Source organism: Clostridium sp. Cult2 (assembly GCF_021655075.1).
Lineage (GTDB): Bacteria > Bacillota > Clostridia > Tissierellales > Tepidimicrobiaceae > Schnuerera.
Window position 1 is genome coordinate 1 of sequence record NZ_PPXX01000003.1, and the last position, 14,953, is coordinate 14,953.

The 14,953-nt window shown below is 35.0% G+C and carries 14 protein-coding genes, 1 pseudogene and 1 other annotated feature; all 15 genes and pseudogenes read left to right on the forward strand.

Features of this window, described 5'->3' with window-relative positions; all coding sequences use genetic code 11:
* Nucleotides 1-95 (forward strand): annotated as a pseudogene (locus tag C3E90_RS00635) (elongation factor Tu); the annotation flags it as partial.
* Between the two features lie 237 nt (nt 96-332).
* The gene (gene rpmG / locus C3E90_RS00640) at nt 333-482 is read left to right on the forward strand and encodes a 50S ribosomal protein L33 (protein WP_236913616.1); all 150 of its coding nucleotides are present in this window, start codon (nt 333-335) and stop codon (nt 480-482) included.
* A 33-nt stretch (nt 483-515) separates the two neighbouring features.
* Complete coding sequence (gene secE / locus C3E90_RS00645; protein ID WP_236913617.1) at nt 516-722, forward strand: preprotein translocase subunit SecE; 207 nt, start codon at nt 516-518, stop codon at nt 720-722.
* Between the two features lie 37 nt (nt 723-759).
* Nucleotides 760-1,311, forward strand: coding sequence for a transcription termination/antitermination protein NusG (nusG, locus tag C3E90_RS00650; RefSeq protein ID WP_236913618.1), 552 nt, complete (start codon nt 760-762; stop codon nt 1,309-1,311).
* 98 nt (nt 1,312-1,409) lie between these two features.
* Nucleotides 1,410-1,835, forward strand: a complete 426-nt coding sequence (gene rplK, locus C3E90_RS00655; RefSeq protein WP_236913619.1) for a 50S ribosomal protein L11 — start codon at nt 1,410-1,412, stop codon at nt 1,833-1,835.
* Nucleotides 1,836-1,882: 47 nt separating this feature from the next.
* Nucleotides 1,883-2,602: a 50S ribosomal protein L1 gene (rplA, locus tag C3E90_RS00660; protein WP_236913620.1), complete on the forward strand. Its 720-nt coding sequence runs from the start codon at nt 1,883-1,885 to the stop codon at nt 2,600-2,602.
* A 59-nt stretch (nt 2,603-2,661) separates the two neighbouring features.
* Nucleotides 2,662-2,802 (forward strand) — a sequence feature (ribosomal protein L10 leader region).
* A 17-nt stretch (nt 2,803-2,819) separates the two neighbouring features.
* The gene (gene rplJ / locus C3E90_RS00665) at nt 2,820-3,356 is read left to right on the forward strand and encodes a 50S ribosomal protein L10 (RefSeq protein ID WP_442870547.1); all 537 of its coding nucleotides are present in this window, start codon (nt 2,820-2,822) and stop codon (nt 3,354-3,356) included.
* A 34-nt stretch (nt 3,357-3,390) separates the two neighbouring features.
* Nucleotides 3,391-3,774, forward strand: coding sequence for a 50S ribosomal protein L7/L12 (gene rplL, locus C3E90_RS00670; protein ID WP_236913622.1), 384 nt, complete (start codon nt 3,391-3,393; stop codon nt 3,772-3,774).
* A 278-nt stretch (nt 3,775-4,052) separates the two neighbouring features.
* Nucleotides 4,053-7,709, forward strand: coding sequence for a DNA-directed RNA polymerase subunit beta (gene rpoB, locus C3E90_RS00675; RefSeq protein WP_236913623.1), 3,657 nt, complete (start codon nt 4,053-4,055; stop codon nt 7,707-7,709).
* 44 nt (nt 7,710-7,753) lie between these two features.
* Nucleotides 7,754-11,287, forward strand: a complete 3,534-nt coding sequence (rpoC, locus tag C3E90_RS00680) for a DNA-directed RNA polymerase subunit beta' (protein ID WP_236913624.1) — start codon at nt 7,754-7,756, stop codon at nt 11,285-11,287.
* A gap of 113 nt (nt 11,288-11,400) precedes the next feature.
* Nucleotides 11,401-11,643, forward strand: a complete 243-nt coding sequence (locus C3E90_RS00685; protein WP_236913625.1) for a ribosomal L7Ae/L30e/S12e/Gadd45 family protein — start codon at nt 11,401-11,403, stop codon at nt 11,641-11,643.
* A gap of 27 nt (nt 11,644-11,670) precedes the next feature.
* A complete protein-coding gene (rpsL, locus tag C3E90_RS00690) occupies nt 11,671-12,087 on the forward strand; it encodes a 30S ribosomal protein S12 (RefSeq protein WP_236913626.1) in 417 nt (138 codons plus the stop codon).
* Between the two features lie 120 nt (nt 12,088-12,207).
* Nucleotides 12,208-12,678, forward strand: coding sequence for a 30S ribosomal protein S7 (gene rpsG, locus C3E90_RS00695; protein ID WP_236913627.1), 471 nt, complete (start codon nt 12,208-12,210; stop codon nt 12,676-12,678).
* A 69-nt stretch (nt 12,679-12,747) separates the two neighbouring features.
* Nucleotides 12,748-14,817: an elongation factor G gene (gene fusA / locus C3E90_RS00700; protein WP_236913628.1), complete on the forward strand. Its 2,070-nt coding sequence runs from the start codon at nt 12,748-12,750 to the stop codon at nt 14,815-14,817.
* A gap of 42 nt (nt 14,818-14,859) precedes the next feature.
* The coding region (locus tag C3E90_RS00705) for a GTP-binding protein (protein WP_132693438.1) at nt 14,860-14,953 on the forward strand (94 nt) is incomplete at its 3' end.

Below are 14,953 nucleotides of genomic sequence, written 5' to 3' on the forward strand. Positions count from 1 at the left end.
TAACTCCTATAGCTATGGAAGAAGGATTAAGGTTTGCTATTCGTGAAGGCGGTAGAACTGTTGGTGCTGGAGTTGTTACTAAGGTTCTTGGGTAATTAGACCAATATAAAAGACTAGGTCTTTCAGGCCTAGTCTTTTTAAGATTATAATGTAGGATAATCCTAATTGGAATTGGATAAAATTATAAAAGATTACCTATAATGATGATATTATTTTTATTGACATAAATTTTAATTTATGATAGTTTATATTAAGTAATGAAGTTAATAATGGGTAATTGTGCCCTGGTGGAATTTTAATCAATATATACTTTTTCGTAGGAGGTGTAGCAGATGAGAGATAGAATAATTTTGGCTTGTACTGATTGTAAACAAAGGAATTATACATCAACTAAAAATAAAAAGAATAATTCAGAAAGAATAGAACTTAAAAAATATTGTAAGTTTTGTAAAACGCATACTGTTCATAAAGAGACTAGATAATTGGTAAATAAAATCAAGTAAGGATGTGAGTTTATGTCAGCTCAAACCAGTACTAGAAAGGGTAAAATTAGCACCTATTTTAAGGGTGTTAAGGCGGAGATGAGGAAGGTCCTTTGGCCTAGCAAGAAAGAGTTAACAAATTACACAGCCATGGTTATATTAATTAGTATTATTGTTGGCTTAGTAGTATGGGTCTTAGACCTGGGGATACATCGTATTTTATCACTAATTATAAAGTAATACGAAGGAGGGAAGGACCAAATAGGTCCTCAATTATATGGCGGATAAGGTAGAAAGTAGAACAGACAGGGCTAAAAGAGCCAAATGGTATGTTGTTCATACTTATTCAGGTCATGAAAATAAAGTGAAAGCTAATATTGAAAAAATGGTTGAAAACAGAGGTATGATTGACGATATATTCGAAGTGGCAGTGCCCACAGAGGAATATATCGATACGAAAGGCGGGAAAAAGAAGCTTAAAGAAAGAAAACTTTTCCCTGGATACGTTCTTGTAAAGATGATAGTAAACGATGTATCATGGTATCTTGTAAGAAATACAAGAGGGGTTACAGGTTTCGTAGGGCCAGGGTCCAAGCCAGTACCTTTAACAGATGAAGAAGTTAAAGCTTTAGGCGTACAAGATACAACATTACCATCCATAGATTTAAAAGAAAAGGATGTTATAAAAGTTATTACGGGACCCTTTGAGAACTTTATGGGAACTATTGAGAGTATTAATCTAGAGAAGAAAAAAGTAAAGGTGTTTATATCTATGTTTGGAAGAGAAACTCTTGTAGAATTGGATTTTAATCAAATAGAAAAGTTGTAATACTGCTTACAAAAGCTAATAAGCTTTTTAGATAGATATGTTAAAGTGGGAGGGATTATCCCGCCTAACCACAAAGTAATTGAGGAGGTGGAAGGAATATGGCAAAAAAAGTCATAGCTGTAGTAAAACTACAAATACCAGCCGGTAAAGCTACACCAGCGCCACCTGTAGGAACTGCATTAGGACCTCATGGAGTAAACATTATGCAATTTACTAAAGAGTTCAATGCAAAGACTGCAGATCAAGCTGGGATGATAATACCAGTTGTTCTTACAGTTTATCAAGATAGATCCTTTACTTTCATTACTAAAACACCACCTGTTTCAGTATTGATAAAGAAGGCTGTAGGAATCGAATTAGGTTCTGGAGAACCAAACAAAACAAAAGTAGCAAAGATTTCTAAAGATAAAGTTAAGGAAATTGCTGAAATAAAAATGCCTGATTTAAATGCAGGAAGCATAGAATCCGCTATGAGAATGGTGGCAGGAACAGCAAGAAGTATGGGAGTTGTTGTTGAAGAATAATATTTAAGTGGGAGGATATTCCGTTAATACCACAAGGAGGTAATAAAATGAAAAAAAGAGGAAAAAAATATCAAGAAAGTTTCAAACTAGTTGACAGAACTCATCTTTATGAAGCAGTAGAGGCAATAGAATTAGTTCAACAAACAGCAAAAGCTAATTTTGATGAAACTGTTGAATTGTCAGTAAGACTAGGGGTAGACCCAAGGCATGCTGACCAACAAGTACGAGGTGCAATAGTATTGCCCCATGGAACAGGAAGAACTAGAAAAGTCTTAGTATTTGCTAAGGGTGACAAGATAAAAGAAGCTGAAGATGCTGGAGCAGATTATGTTGGAGGAGAAGAACTAGTTCAAAAAATTCAAAATGAAGGATGGCTTGATTTTGATGTAGTGGTTGCTACTCCTGATATGATGGGGGTTGTAGGTCGAATAGGTAGGATTTTAGGACCTAAAGGGCTAATGCCAAATCCAAAGTCTGGAACTGTTACATTTGAAATAGAAAAAGCTGTAAAGGAAATAAAAGCAGGTAAAGTAGAATATAGAGTGGATAAAGCAAGTATAGTTCATGTACCAATAGGTAAAGCTTCTTTTGGAACAGAAAAATTGAGAGAAAACTTTGCTACAATTATGGAAGAGATAATAAAAGCAAGACCAGCTGCTGCAAAGGGAAGATATTTAAGATCCGTTGTATTATCCAGTACAATGGGACCTGGAATAAAAGTAAGTCCACAACAATTAGTTGATAGATTTGTTCCAAAAAAAGATTAATATCTATAAATAATAATTTTTATTGTTGACAGATATAATGATTGCTGGTATAATCTATACGTTAAATAAATAGGCTACCGTAGACAGTAGGAACCTAATGGGTTTAAAAATTTCCTACCGAGGGAAGATGGAAAACTAATCATATTAGATAGAGATTAGGGTCTCTCCGCGTCTACGGAGGGACCTTTATTTGTATGGCCTTTAGGAGGTGAAGTTGTTGAGAGATAAAGTTTTAGAAGAAAAGAAGCAAATAGTTGAAGAGATTAAAGAAAAGGTTGAAAAGGCTCAAGGAGTAGTCTTAGTGGATTATAGAGGATTGAATGTAGAAGAACTTACTCAACTAAGACGTAATTATAAGGAAGCTGGAGTAGATTATAAAGTATACAAAAATACCATGATGAGATTTGCTTTTAAAGATGCAGGTTTTGAAGAGTTTAATCAATATTTAACTGGACCAAATGCAGTTGCTTTTGGTTTTGACGACCCAGTACAAGCAGCTAAGATTTCTGAGGAATTTGCAAAAAAGCATGATAAGCTTGAAATTAAAGCAGGTATAGTTGATGGCAAGATAATAGGTATAGATGAGATTAAGAACTTAGCAAACTTACCATCAAAAGAAGTTCTAATCGCACAAGCTCTTGCTGGATTAAATGGTCCTATAGCAGGATTTGCTAATGTACTTCAAGGAACCATTAGAAATCTTGTATATGCATTAAATGCAGTAAGAGAAAAACAAGAAGGTATAGAAGCATAACTTAAATTTTGAAAATATTTGGAGGGATATAATAATGGCAAGTGAAAAAGTATTAAATCTAATTGAGGAAGTTAAGAATTTAACTGTTTTGGAATTATCAGAACTAGTTAAGGCTTTAGAAGAAGAATTTGGAGTTAGTGCAGCAGCACCAGTTGCAGCAGTAGCAGCAGCACCAGCAGCAGGAGCAGCAGAAGTTGCAGAAGAAAAAACAGACTTTGATGTTATGTTAACAGAAGCAGGACAACAAAAAATTAAAGTTATAAAAGCCGTTAGAGAAATAACTGGATTAGGATTAAAAGAAGCTAAAGAATTAGTTGACAATGCACCAAAGGCTGTTAAAGAAGGAGTTTCTAAAGATGAAGCTGAAGAAATTAAAGCTAAATTGGAGGAAGTTGGAGCAGGTGTTGAATTAAAATAATATTTTATGCAAATAGATAATAGAAAAGGCTTTCGTTTTTTGAAAGCCTTTTCTATTGTCTAAATAAATTTTAAAACACCAAATGAAAAACAAAACTCCTTGACATATTGATTATGCTGTGGTAGTATAAGTAGATGCTATAATATTCGAGAAAATATGCCTTGTTGTATAAATAGTTGCGGATATGTCAATATTATAATAGATTTGTTTTTAATGGGCATTACCAAAAGTATCCATTTACTTTTGGCTATTTTAGTTTAATAAGGGGTGAATTGTTGATGGTACATCCTGTTACATACGGAAAACGAGTCAGGATGAGTTATTCCCGTATTAATGAAGTATTAGATTTACCAGATTTAATAGAAGTACAAAGATCTTCCTATGAATGGTTTCTAGAAGAGGGGTTAAGAGAAGTTTTTGAAGATATTTCCCCTATACAGGATTATACTGGAAACTTAATATTAGAGTTTGTTGATTATTATATCAATGAAGAACCAAAATATAGCGAAGATGAAGCACGCGAGAGAGATGCAAATTTTTCGGCACCATTAAAGGTAAAGGTACGTCTCATAAATAAAGAAACAGGTGAAGTAAAAGAACAAGAGGTATTTATGGGAGATTTTCCCCTAATGACGGAAAAGGGGACATTTATTATCAATGGTGCAGAGAGAGTAGTAGTAAGTCAGTTAGTTAGGTCCCCAGGGGTCTATTACTCAGAGGAAATTGATAAGGTAGGAAAAAGACTTTATTCTGCAACGGTTATTCCTAATAGAGGAGCTTGGCTAGAATATGAATCAGATTCTAATGACATTGTCTATGTTAGAATTGATAGAACAAGAAAACTTACTATTACAACTTTATTAAGGGCACTAGAGATTAGCTCTAATGCAGAAATAATAGATGTATTAGGAGAAACAGAGCAAGTATTAAGGACTTTAGAAAAAGATAATACTAGTACAGAGGAAGAAGCTCTTATTGAAATATATAAAAGATTAAGACCAGGAGAGCCTCCAACTGTAGAAAATGCAAAATCTCTATTGAATAATTTATTTTTCGAACCCAAGAGGTATGATTTAGCAAAGGTTGGAAGATATAAGTTTAATAAAAAATTAGCTTTATACAATAGAATAATAGGCAGAATAGCCGCTGAAGATGTTAAGGATTCGGAAACAGGAGAATTATTTGTAGCAAAAGGGGAAAAGATTACAAGACAAAAGGCCATAGAAATAGAAAATAGTGGAATTAATCGAGTAGATATCATGCTTGATGATGGAAAGATTGTTCGTGTAGTAGGTAATCATTTTGTTCATAAAAAAGCTTTTAATCTCCCATTTTCTCTAGAGGAACTTGGGCTTAAAGAAAAAGTTTATTATCCTATTATGAAAGAGCTAATAGATACTTATGAAAATCCCGATGAATTAAAAGAAGCTATTAAGGACAGAATTAGGGAAATTTCTCCTAAGCATATAATTCATGATGATATAATCGCAAGTATAAACTATGAATTTAACTTGTTTAATGGAATAGGTATGACAGATGATATTGATCATTTAGGCAATAGAAGATTACGTTCTGTGGGAGAACTTTTGCAAAACCAATTTAGAATAGGACTTTCTAGGATGGAGAGGGTTGTAAGGGAAAGGATGACAATCCAGGATATTGATGTGGCAACACCTCAAGCATTAATCAATATAAGACCAGTAGTAGCTTCCATAAAGGAATTCTTTGGTAGCAGCCAATTATCTCAGTTTATGGATCAAACCAATCCTTTAGCTGAATTGACTCATAAAAGGAGAATGTCAGCTTTAGGGCCAGGAGGTTTGAGTAGGGATAGAGCTGGATTTGAAGTAAGGGACGTACACCACTCCCATTATGGTAGAATGTGTCCTATTGAAACTCCAGAAGGGCCGAATATAGGGTTAATAACTTCCTTAACTACCTACGCTAGAATAAATGAATATGGGTTTTTAGAGGCGCCATATAGAAAGGTGGATAAGGAAAGAGGAGTAGTATTAGATGAAATCGAGTATTTAACCGCTGATGTGGAAGATGAATTTATCATAGCCCAATCTAATGAACTCTTAGATGAAGAAAGTAGATTTGTAAACAAAAGAATAATTGGACGAGGAAAAGATGGTGCAATAGACATATATCCAAGCAATGAAGTGGACTATATGGATGTTTCACCTAAACAGATAGTTTCCGTGGGTACTGCAATGATTCCATTTTTAGAAAATGATGATGCTAATAGGGCTTTGATGGGTGCAAACATGCAACGTCAAGCTGTTCCACTATTAAAAACAGAGGCACCTATAATTGGAACTGGTATTGAATACAAGGCAGCACGGGATTCTGGAGTAGTTGAAATTGCAAAAAATTCAGGCACGGTGGTAAAAGTAAGTTCTAGTGAAATATTAATAAAAAGAGACGAAGATGGTCAAATAGACAGATATAAACTATTGAAGTTTACACGATCCAACCAAGGTACTACAATAAATCAAAGGCCTATTGTTAAAAAAGATGAAAGGGTAGTTAAAGGTCAAGTTATAGCTGATGGACCAAGCACAGAACTAGGCGAGATAGCATTAGGTAAAAATCTATTAGTTGCTTTTATGACCTGGGAAGGCTATAACTATGAAGATGCTATTTTGATAAATGAAAAATTGGTCATAGATGATACTTTAACATCTATCCATATTGAAGAATATGAATCTGAAGCTAGGGATACCAAATTAGGTCCAGAGGAAATTACAAGAGATATTCCCAATGTTGGAGAAGACATGCTCAAAGATTTAGATGAGCAAGGGATTATTAGGATAGGAGCTGAAGTAAAGTCTGGAGATATCTTGGTAGGGAAAGTTACACCAAAGGGAGAAACAGAGCTAACAGCAGAAGAAAGATTATTAAGGGCTATATTTGGTGAAAAAGCAAGGGAAGTTAGGGATACATCTTTAAGGGTACCTCATGGTGAAGCAGGAATAGTAGTAGATGTTAAAATTTTTTCTAGGGAAAACGGAGATGAATTATCTCCTGGAGTCAATCAAATGGTAAGGGCATATGTGGCAACAAAGAGGAAAATATCCGTTGGAGATAAGATGTGTGGACGTCATGGAAATAAAGGAGTTGTATCAAGAATACTTCCTGAGGAAGATATGCCTTACTTACCTGATGGAACACCAGTAGAAATAGTATTAAATCCATTGGGGGTACCTTCCCGTATGAACTTAGGGCAAGTTTTAGAGGTACATTTGGGATTAGCAGCTAAAAAGCTTGGTTGGCATGTAGCTACTCCAGTTTTCGATGGTGCAAGCGATCAAGACATACTTGATGCACTTGACATGGCAGGATATCCTACAAGTGGCAAGATAGAATTAAGAGATGGAAGAACTGGAGAATTTTTAAATAATCCTGTTACGGTAGGATATATGTATATGTTGAAACTACATCATTTAGTTGATGATAAGATTCATGCCAGATCAACAGGGCCTTATTCTCTAGTAACTCAGCAGCCTCTAGGCGGAAAGGCTCAATTTGGAGGTCAAAGGTTTGGCGAAATGGAGGTATGGGCATTAGAAGCCTATGGAGCTGCTCATACTTTACAGGAAATACTAACAGTTAAATCTGATGATGTAGTAGGCAGAGTAAAGACTTATGAAGCTATTGTAAAAGGAGAAAACATACCAGAACCAGGGGTTCCAGAGTCCTTTAAAGTTTTAATAAAAGAATTACAAAGTTTAGCGTTAGATGTAAAGGTATTGACTGAAGAAGACGATGAAATAGAAATTAAAGAATCTGTTGATGATGATATTGCAGATTTGGAATTGATGGGCGACGATTTAATTGAGGATAGATTTTTAAATGATGAGGAAGAGGAAGAAGAATTAAATAGTAGATTCATCATAGAAGATGAAGAAGATGAAGAAGATGATTTTTAAGGACGTTTCATTACTATTTTATTATAGAAAGGAGAGAAAGCTCCTTGTTTGAATTAAATACATTTGATTCAATGAAAATTGGTCTTGCGTCTCCTGAAAAGATTAGGCAATGGTCAAAAGGAGAAGTAAAAAAACCGGAAACTATAAACTATAGAACTTTGAAGCCTGAAAAAGAAGGGCTATTTTGTGAAAAAATATTTGGTCCTACCAAGGACTGGGAGTGCCATTGTGGTAAATATAAAAGGGTTAGATATAAAGGGGTAGTCTGTGATAGATGTGGAGTTGAAGTAACCAAATCTAAGGTTAGAAGAGAAAGAATGGGTCATATAGAATTAGCGGCCCCTGTCTCTCACATTTGGTATTTTAAAGGAATCCCAAGTAGAATGGGTCTTATTTTAGATATGTCACCAAGATCTTTAGAAAAAGTATTATACTTTGCATCCTATATAGTTATAGAAGGCGGAGACACTCCCTTATATGAAAAACAATTATTATCAGAACCAGAATTCAGGGAAGCTCAGGAAAAATATGGTAATAAATTCAGAGCTTTAATGGGTGCAGAAGCTATTAAAGAGATACTCTCTAATATAGATTTAGACGAAGAGGCAAAGGATTTAAGGTTGCAACTTAAAGGGGCTACGGGACAAAAGAAAATAAGAATTATTAGAAGATTAGAAGTTGTAGAAGCTTTTAGGACCTCTGGAAATAGGCCAGAATGGATGATATTAGATGTTATACCCGTTATACCACCGGATTTAAGACCTATGGTCCAATTAGATGGAGGTAGATTTGCCACTTCAGACCTAAATGACCTCTATAGAAGAGTCATTAATAGAAATAATCGGTTAAAAAGATTACTTGATTTGGGTGCACCAGATATTATTGTTAGAAATGAAAAGAGGATGTTGCAAGAAGCAGTAGATGCGTTGATTGACAACGGACGTAGAGGGAGACCGGTAACCGGGCCAGGAAATAGACCTCTAAAATCATTATCTGATATGTTAAAGGGGAAACAAGGTAGGTTTAGACAAAACTTGCTTGGTAAACGGGTAGATTATTCTGGGCGTTCTGTTATAGTAGTGGGGCCAGAACTAAAATTCTACCAATGCGGATTACCAAAGAAGATGGCATTAGAATTATTTAAACCTTTTGTAATGAAAAAGCTGGTTCAAGAGGGGTATGCTCACAATATTAAATCTGCTAAGCGTATGGTAGAGAGAATGAAACCAGTTGTATGGGATGTATTAGATGAAGTAATAAAAGACCATCCTGTATTATTAAATAGAGCACCTACCCTCCATAGATTAGGAATTCAAGCTTTTGAACCTGTTTTGGTGGAAGGGAAAGCCATAAAGTTACACCCTCTTGTTTGTACTGCATATAACGCAGACTTTGATGGAGACCAAATGGCTGTTCATGTGCCCTTGTCTACTGAAGCACAAGCAGAAGCAAGACTTCTAATGTTATCTGTTAATAATATTTTGGCACCTAAAGATGGAAAACCAATAACAACTCCGACTCAAGACATGGTTTTAGGTAGTTATTATTTGACACTTGAAAACCCAGGAGAAAAAGGAGAAGGAAAAATATTCAAAGATTATGATGAAATGTTACAGGCTTATTATAATGGAGATGTAGGTATACATGCCAAGGTAAAGGTAAGGAAAAAAATAGATGAAAATGCTAGAGGTGTTATTGTAGAAAGTACAGTAGGAAGATTTATATTTAATGACAGTATACCACAAGATTTAGGTTTTGTAGATAGAAGAGTAGATAAATATTCATTAGAAATCGATGGATTGGTAGATAAAAAATCTTTAGGAAATATAATTGAAAAATGTTATAGGAAACATGGTAATACTGTAACAGCTTCTGTTTTAGATAGAATTAAGGAATTAGGATTCCATTATTCTACAATAGGTGCTATAACCATAAGTATGGGAGATATTATTGTGCCAGAAAAGAAGATAGAATTACTAGGAAAAGCTGAAGAAGAAGTTGATAAATTCGAAAAATCCTACAGACGTGGATTGATTTCTGATGACGAAAGATACGAAAAAGTAATCGAGATATGGAATAGAACCACAGAAGAAATAACAGGAGCATTGATGAATGAATTAGATCACATGAACAATATATATATAATGGCTCACTCAGGAGCAAGAGGTAGTAAAAATCAAATTAGACAGTTAGCTGGTATGAGAGGGTTAATGGCTAGTGCTTCAGGTAAAACTATAGAAATACCTATAAAGTCTAATTTTAGGGAAGGATTAGATGTACTAGAATTCTTTATATCTACCCATGGTTCAAGAAAAGGCTTGGCAGACACAGCCCTAAGAACTGCTGACTCTGGATATTTAACTAGAAGATTAGTAGATGTAAGTCAGGATGTTATTGTAAGAGAAGAAGAATGTGGTACGGATCAATATCTAGTGGCAAAAGCTTTTAAAGATGGGAAAGAAGTAATCGAGGATTTAAAGGATAGAATTGTTGGTAGGTATTCAGTAGAGGATATTGTAAATCCTGAAACAAATGAAATAATAGTAGAAAAAGGCAATATAATAACAGAAGATATGTCTGAAAGTATAGAAAGGGTAGGAATTGAAGAAGTAAAGGTAAGATCTGTACTAGGGTGTAGAACACGTCATGGTGTGTGTGCTCATTGTTATGGAAGAAACTTAGCTACTGGAGATCCAGTTAATGTAGGAGAAGCAGTTGGTACTATTGCTGCTCAATCCATTGGAGAACCAGGAACTCAGCTTACAATGCGTACTTTCCATACAGGAGGAGTAGCTGGTGCTGATATTACACAAGGTTTACCAAGGGTTGAAGAGTTATTTGAAGCGAGAAAGCCTAAAGGCCTTGCTATTATTTCGGAAATATCAGGGGAAGTAAGTATTAATGAGACTAAGAAGAAAAAAGAAGTAATCATTACATCTAAAGATGGAGATAGTAAGAGTTATAGTATAAATTATGGTTCTAGATTAAAAGTAAGACCTGGTGATTTTATAGAAGCAGGAGACGAAATCACTGAAGGTTCTGTGAACCCTCATGATATACTAAAAATAAAAGGAGTTCAAGGAGTACAAAATTACCTGGTAAAGGAAGTACAAAGGGTATATAGACTTCAAGGGGTAGACATAGCAGATAAACATATTGAAATAATTGTAAGACAGATGCTAGGTAAAGTTAAAGTTGAAGATTCAGGAGATACGGAACTATTGCCAGGAAGCTTGGTAGGCCTTCATGATTTTGAAGATATTAATAATGAAACTATAGAAAATGGAGAAGAACCTGCCGTAGGAAGAAGAACTCTCCTTGGAATAACTAAAGCTTCATTAGCTACAGAATCTTTCCTTTCTGCAGCTTCTTTCCAAGAAACTACCAGGGTATTAACAGAAGCAGCAATAAAAGGAAAAGAAGACCACCTTATAGGTCTAAAAGAGAATGTAATAATTGGTAAATTAATTCCTGCAGGGACAGGAATGAGAAGATATAAAAACATAGATATAGTCTATGAGGATGGAGAAGAAATAATAAACTTGGAAGAAAATATTGTTGACACTGAAAATATCTGATGGTAAAATATATGGGTGTGTAAATTTAAAGTATACTCTTTTGATGACATGTAGATTATGTGGGCATTCATGTCCACATAATCTTTAGGATGTTTAAAAGGGGGAAGAAACTTATGGTATCTAAGTTAAATACTGATAAAAAGGTAGTTGGAACTAAACAGGTAAAACGAGCATTGATGAATGGAAAAGCAAAAACAGTATATATTGCTAAAGATGCAGATAATAGGATAAAAAATGAAATAATTACAGTATGTAATGAGAAACAAATTCCAATAATCCATGTAGAAACTATGGAAAAATTAGGAGAAACATGTAATATTGATGTTAGTGCAGCTTGTGCTGCATTATTAAAATAATATTTTACAATAGAAGGAGGTGTAGGAATGCCAACAATTAACCAATTAATTAGAAAAGGTAGGAAAGAGGTTGTATATAAGTCTAAATCTCCTGCATTGGGTGTTAATTTTAACTCATTGAAAAAGGAAGCCAATACAGTCCATTCACCACAAAAAAGAGGTGTTTGTACAGCTGTTAGAACTGTTACTCCTAAGAAACCTAACTCAGCTTTAAGAAAAGTTGCTAGAGTTAGACTTACAAATGGTGTTGAGGTTGCTGCTTATATTCCTGGAATTGGTCATAATTTACAAGAACACAGTGTTGTTTTAATTAGAGGTGGGAGAGTAAAAGACCTTCCAGGTGTTAGATATCACGTAGTTAGGGGCACTTTAGATACTGCAGGAGTAGAAGGAAGAATGCAATCTAGATCCAAATATGGGGCTAAAAAGCCTAAGAAGAAATAATTGTGCTGATGATGCATGGAATTATTCCATTTAATATATAGATGCATTGAGCGCACAACGGCAGAATAGATCTGTCGAGTACCAATGAATTTACTTTATATAGTTAAGGAGGGAAGTAAAGTGCCTAGAAAAGGATATGTGGCAAAAAGAGAAGTTACACCAGACCCTATATACAATGATGTAGTAGTTACTAAGCTTATTAACAATATTATGCTAGATGGTAAAAAAGGAATTGCTCAAGGAATTGTATATGGTGCATTTGATTATGTAGGAGAAAAAACTGGTGAAGAACCTTTAGAAGTGTTCTATAAAGCCATGAACAATATAATGCCAGTATTAGAAGTTAAAGCTAGACGTATTGGTGGAGCAACATACCAAGTTCCAGTTGAAGTGAGACCAGAAAGAAGAGAAACATTAGGTCTTCGTTGGCTTGTTCGTTATTCAAGAGCAAGAGGCGAAAAGACTATGGTAGAAAGATTAGCTAGAGAGCTAATGGATGCAGCCAATAATACTGGTGCAAGTGTTAAGAAAAGAGAAGAAACTCACAAGATGGCAGAAGCAAATAAGGCATTCGCACATTATAGATGGTAGATTACGGATGGTAGTCTGTTAACGATAAACGTGTGAAGGGGGACATAGAAACAGGAAGGAGGAAATATTGTGTCCAGAGAATTTCCATTAGAGAAAACACGAAACATAGGAATAATGGCCCATATAGATGCAGGAAAAACAACTACCACAGAGAGGATATTGTTTTATACTGGAAAAATTCACAAAGTAGGAGAAACCCACGAAGGTGCTGCACAAATGGATTGGATGGAGCAGGAGCAGGAAAGAGGAATAACAATAACATCTGCTGCTACTACATGTCATTGGAGAGGCCATAGGGTTAATATTATAGATACGCCAGGACACGTGGATTTTACCGTGGAGGTTGAAAGGTCTCTTAGAGTTTTAGATGGTGCAGTAGCAGTATTTTGTGCTAAAGGAGGAGTAGAACCTCAATCAGAAACAGTTTGGAGGCAGGCGGACAAATATCACGTTCCTCGAATGGCTTTCATCAATAAGATGGATATCGTTGGAGCAGATTTTTTTAGAGTAATAGATATGATTAAGGATAGATTAAAGGCCAATCCAGTCCCCATTCAATTACCCATTGGAAAAGAAGACCATTTCACAGGAGTTGTAGACTTGGTGAATATGAATGCCAGAATCTATAAAGATGATTTAGGAGAAAATATAGAAGTAGTAGACATACCAGAAGATTTAAAAGATTTGGCAGAAGAATACAGGGAAAATTTATTGGAAAAAATAGCTGAATATGATGAAGATTTAATGATTAAATATCTCGAAGGGGAAGAGATAACCCCTGAAGAGATTATTAATGCAATAAGAACTGCTACAGTTAAGGTAGAAATTACTCCAGTTTTATGTGGTTCATCCTACAAAAACAAGGGAGTCCAACCTTTATTAGATGCAATAGTAGATTATTTACCTTCACCATTAGATATACCTTCAATAAAGGGCTTAGCTGTGGATTCAGATGAGACTGAAGAAAGACGTTCTTCTGATGACGAACCATTTTCTGCATTAGCATTTAAAATTGTAACAGACCCTTATGTAGGAAAGCTGGCTTATTTTAGAGTGTATTCAGGTACACTTGAATCAGGATCTTATGTATATAATCCTATAAAGGGCAAAAGAGAAAGAATAGGTAGAATTCTTTTAATGCATGCTAATAAAAGAGAAGAAGTCAAAGAAGTTTATGCAGGGGATATTGCAGCAGCAGTTGGACTTAAGGATACTTCTACAGGAGATACATTATGCGATATAGACAATCCAATTATATTAGAAACTATGGAATTCCCAGAACCTGTTATAGAAGTAGCTATTGAACCAAAGACAAAAGCAAGTCAAGAAAAGATGAGCATAGCTTTGGCAAAGCTAGCAGAAGAAGACCCTACATTTAGAACTTTCACCAATGAGGAAACAGGTCAAGTTTTAATCGCTGGAATGGGCGAATTACATTTAGAAATAATTGTAGACAGACTTCTGAGAGAATTTAAAGTAGAAGCAAATGTAGGTAACCCTCAAGTAGCCTACAAGGAATCTATTTCAGCTTCTGCTGAGTCAGATACAAGATATGTAAGACAATCTGGCGGTCGTGGACAATATGGGCATGTTAAAATTAGAATTGAGCCTCAAGAACCCGGGGCAGGCTATGAATTTGTTAACAATATAGTAGGAGGAGTTATACCAAAAGAGTATATACCTTCTGTAGATAATGGAATTCAAGAAGCTATGCATTCAGGTATTATTGGAGGCTATCCAGTAGTAGATATTAAGGTTACCCTTTTTGATGGGTCATATCATGAAGTTGACTCTTCAGAGATGGCATTTAAGATTGCTGGCTCTATGGCATTTAAAGAAGCTATGGAAAAAGCTAAACCTATATTATTAGAACCAATAATGAAGGTTGAAGTTATTATGCCAGAAGAATATATGGGTGATGTAATAGGAGATATTAACTCAAGACGAGGTAGAATAGAAGGAATGGAACCAAGAAGTGGCGTTCAGGTAGTACGAGGGTATGTTCCTTTATCTGAAATGTTTGGATATGCTACAGATCTTCGTTCCAATACTCAAGGTAGAGCAGTATATTCAATGCAATTTGACCATTATGAACCAGTGCCAAGTAGCATTGCAGAAAAAATTTTAGGCCATAAATAACAATTATTATATTAAATAACAATTATTAAGGAGGAACAGTAAATGGGTAAAGCAAAATTTGAAAGAACTAAACCTCACGTAAACATAGGAACAATAGGTCACGTAGACCATGGTAAAACAACATTAACAGCAGCAA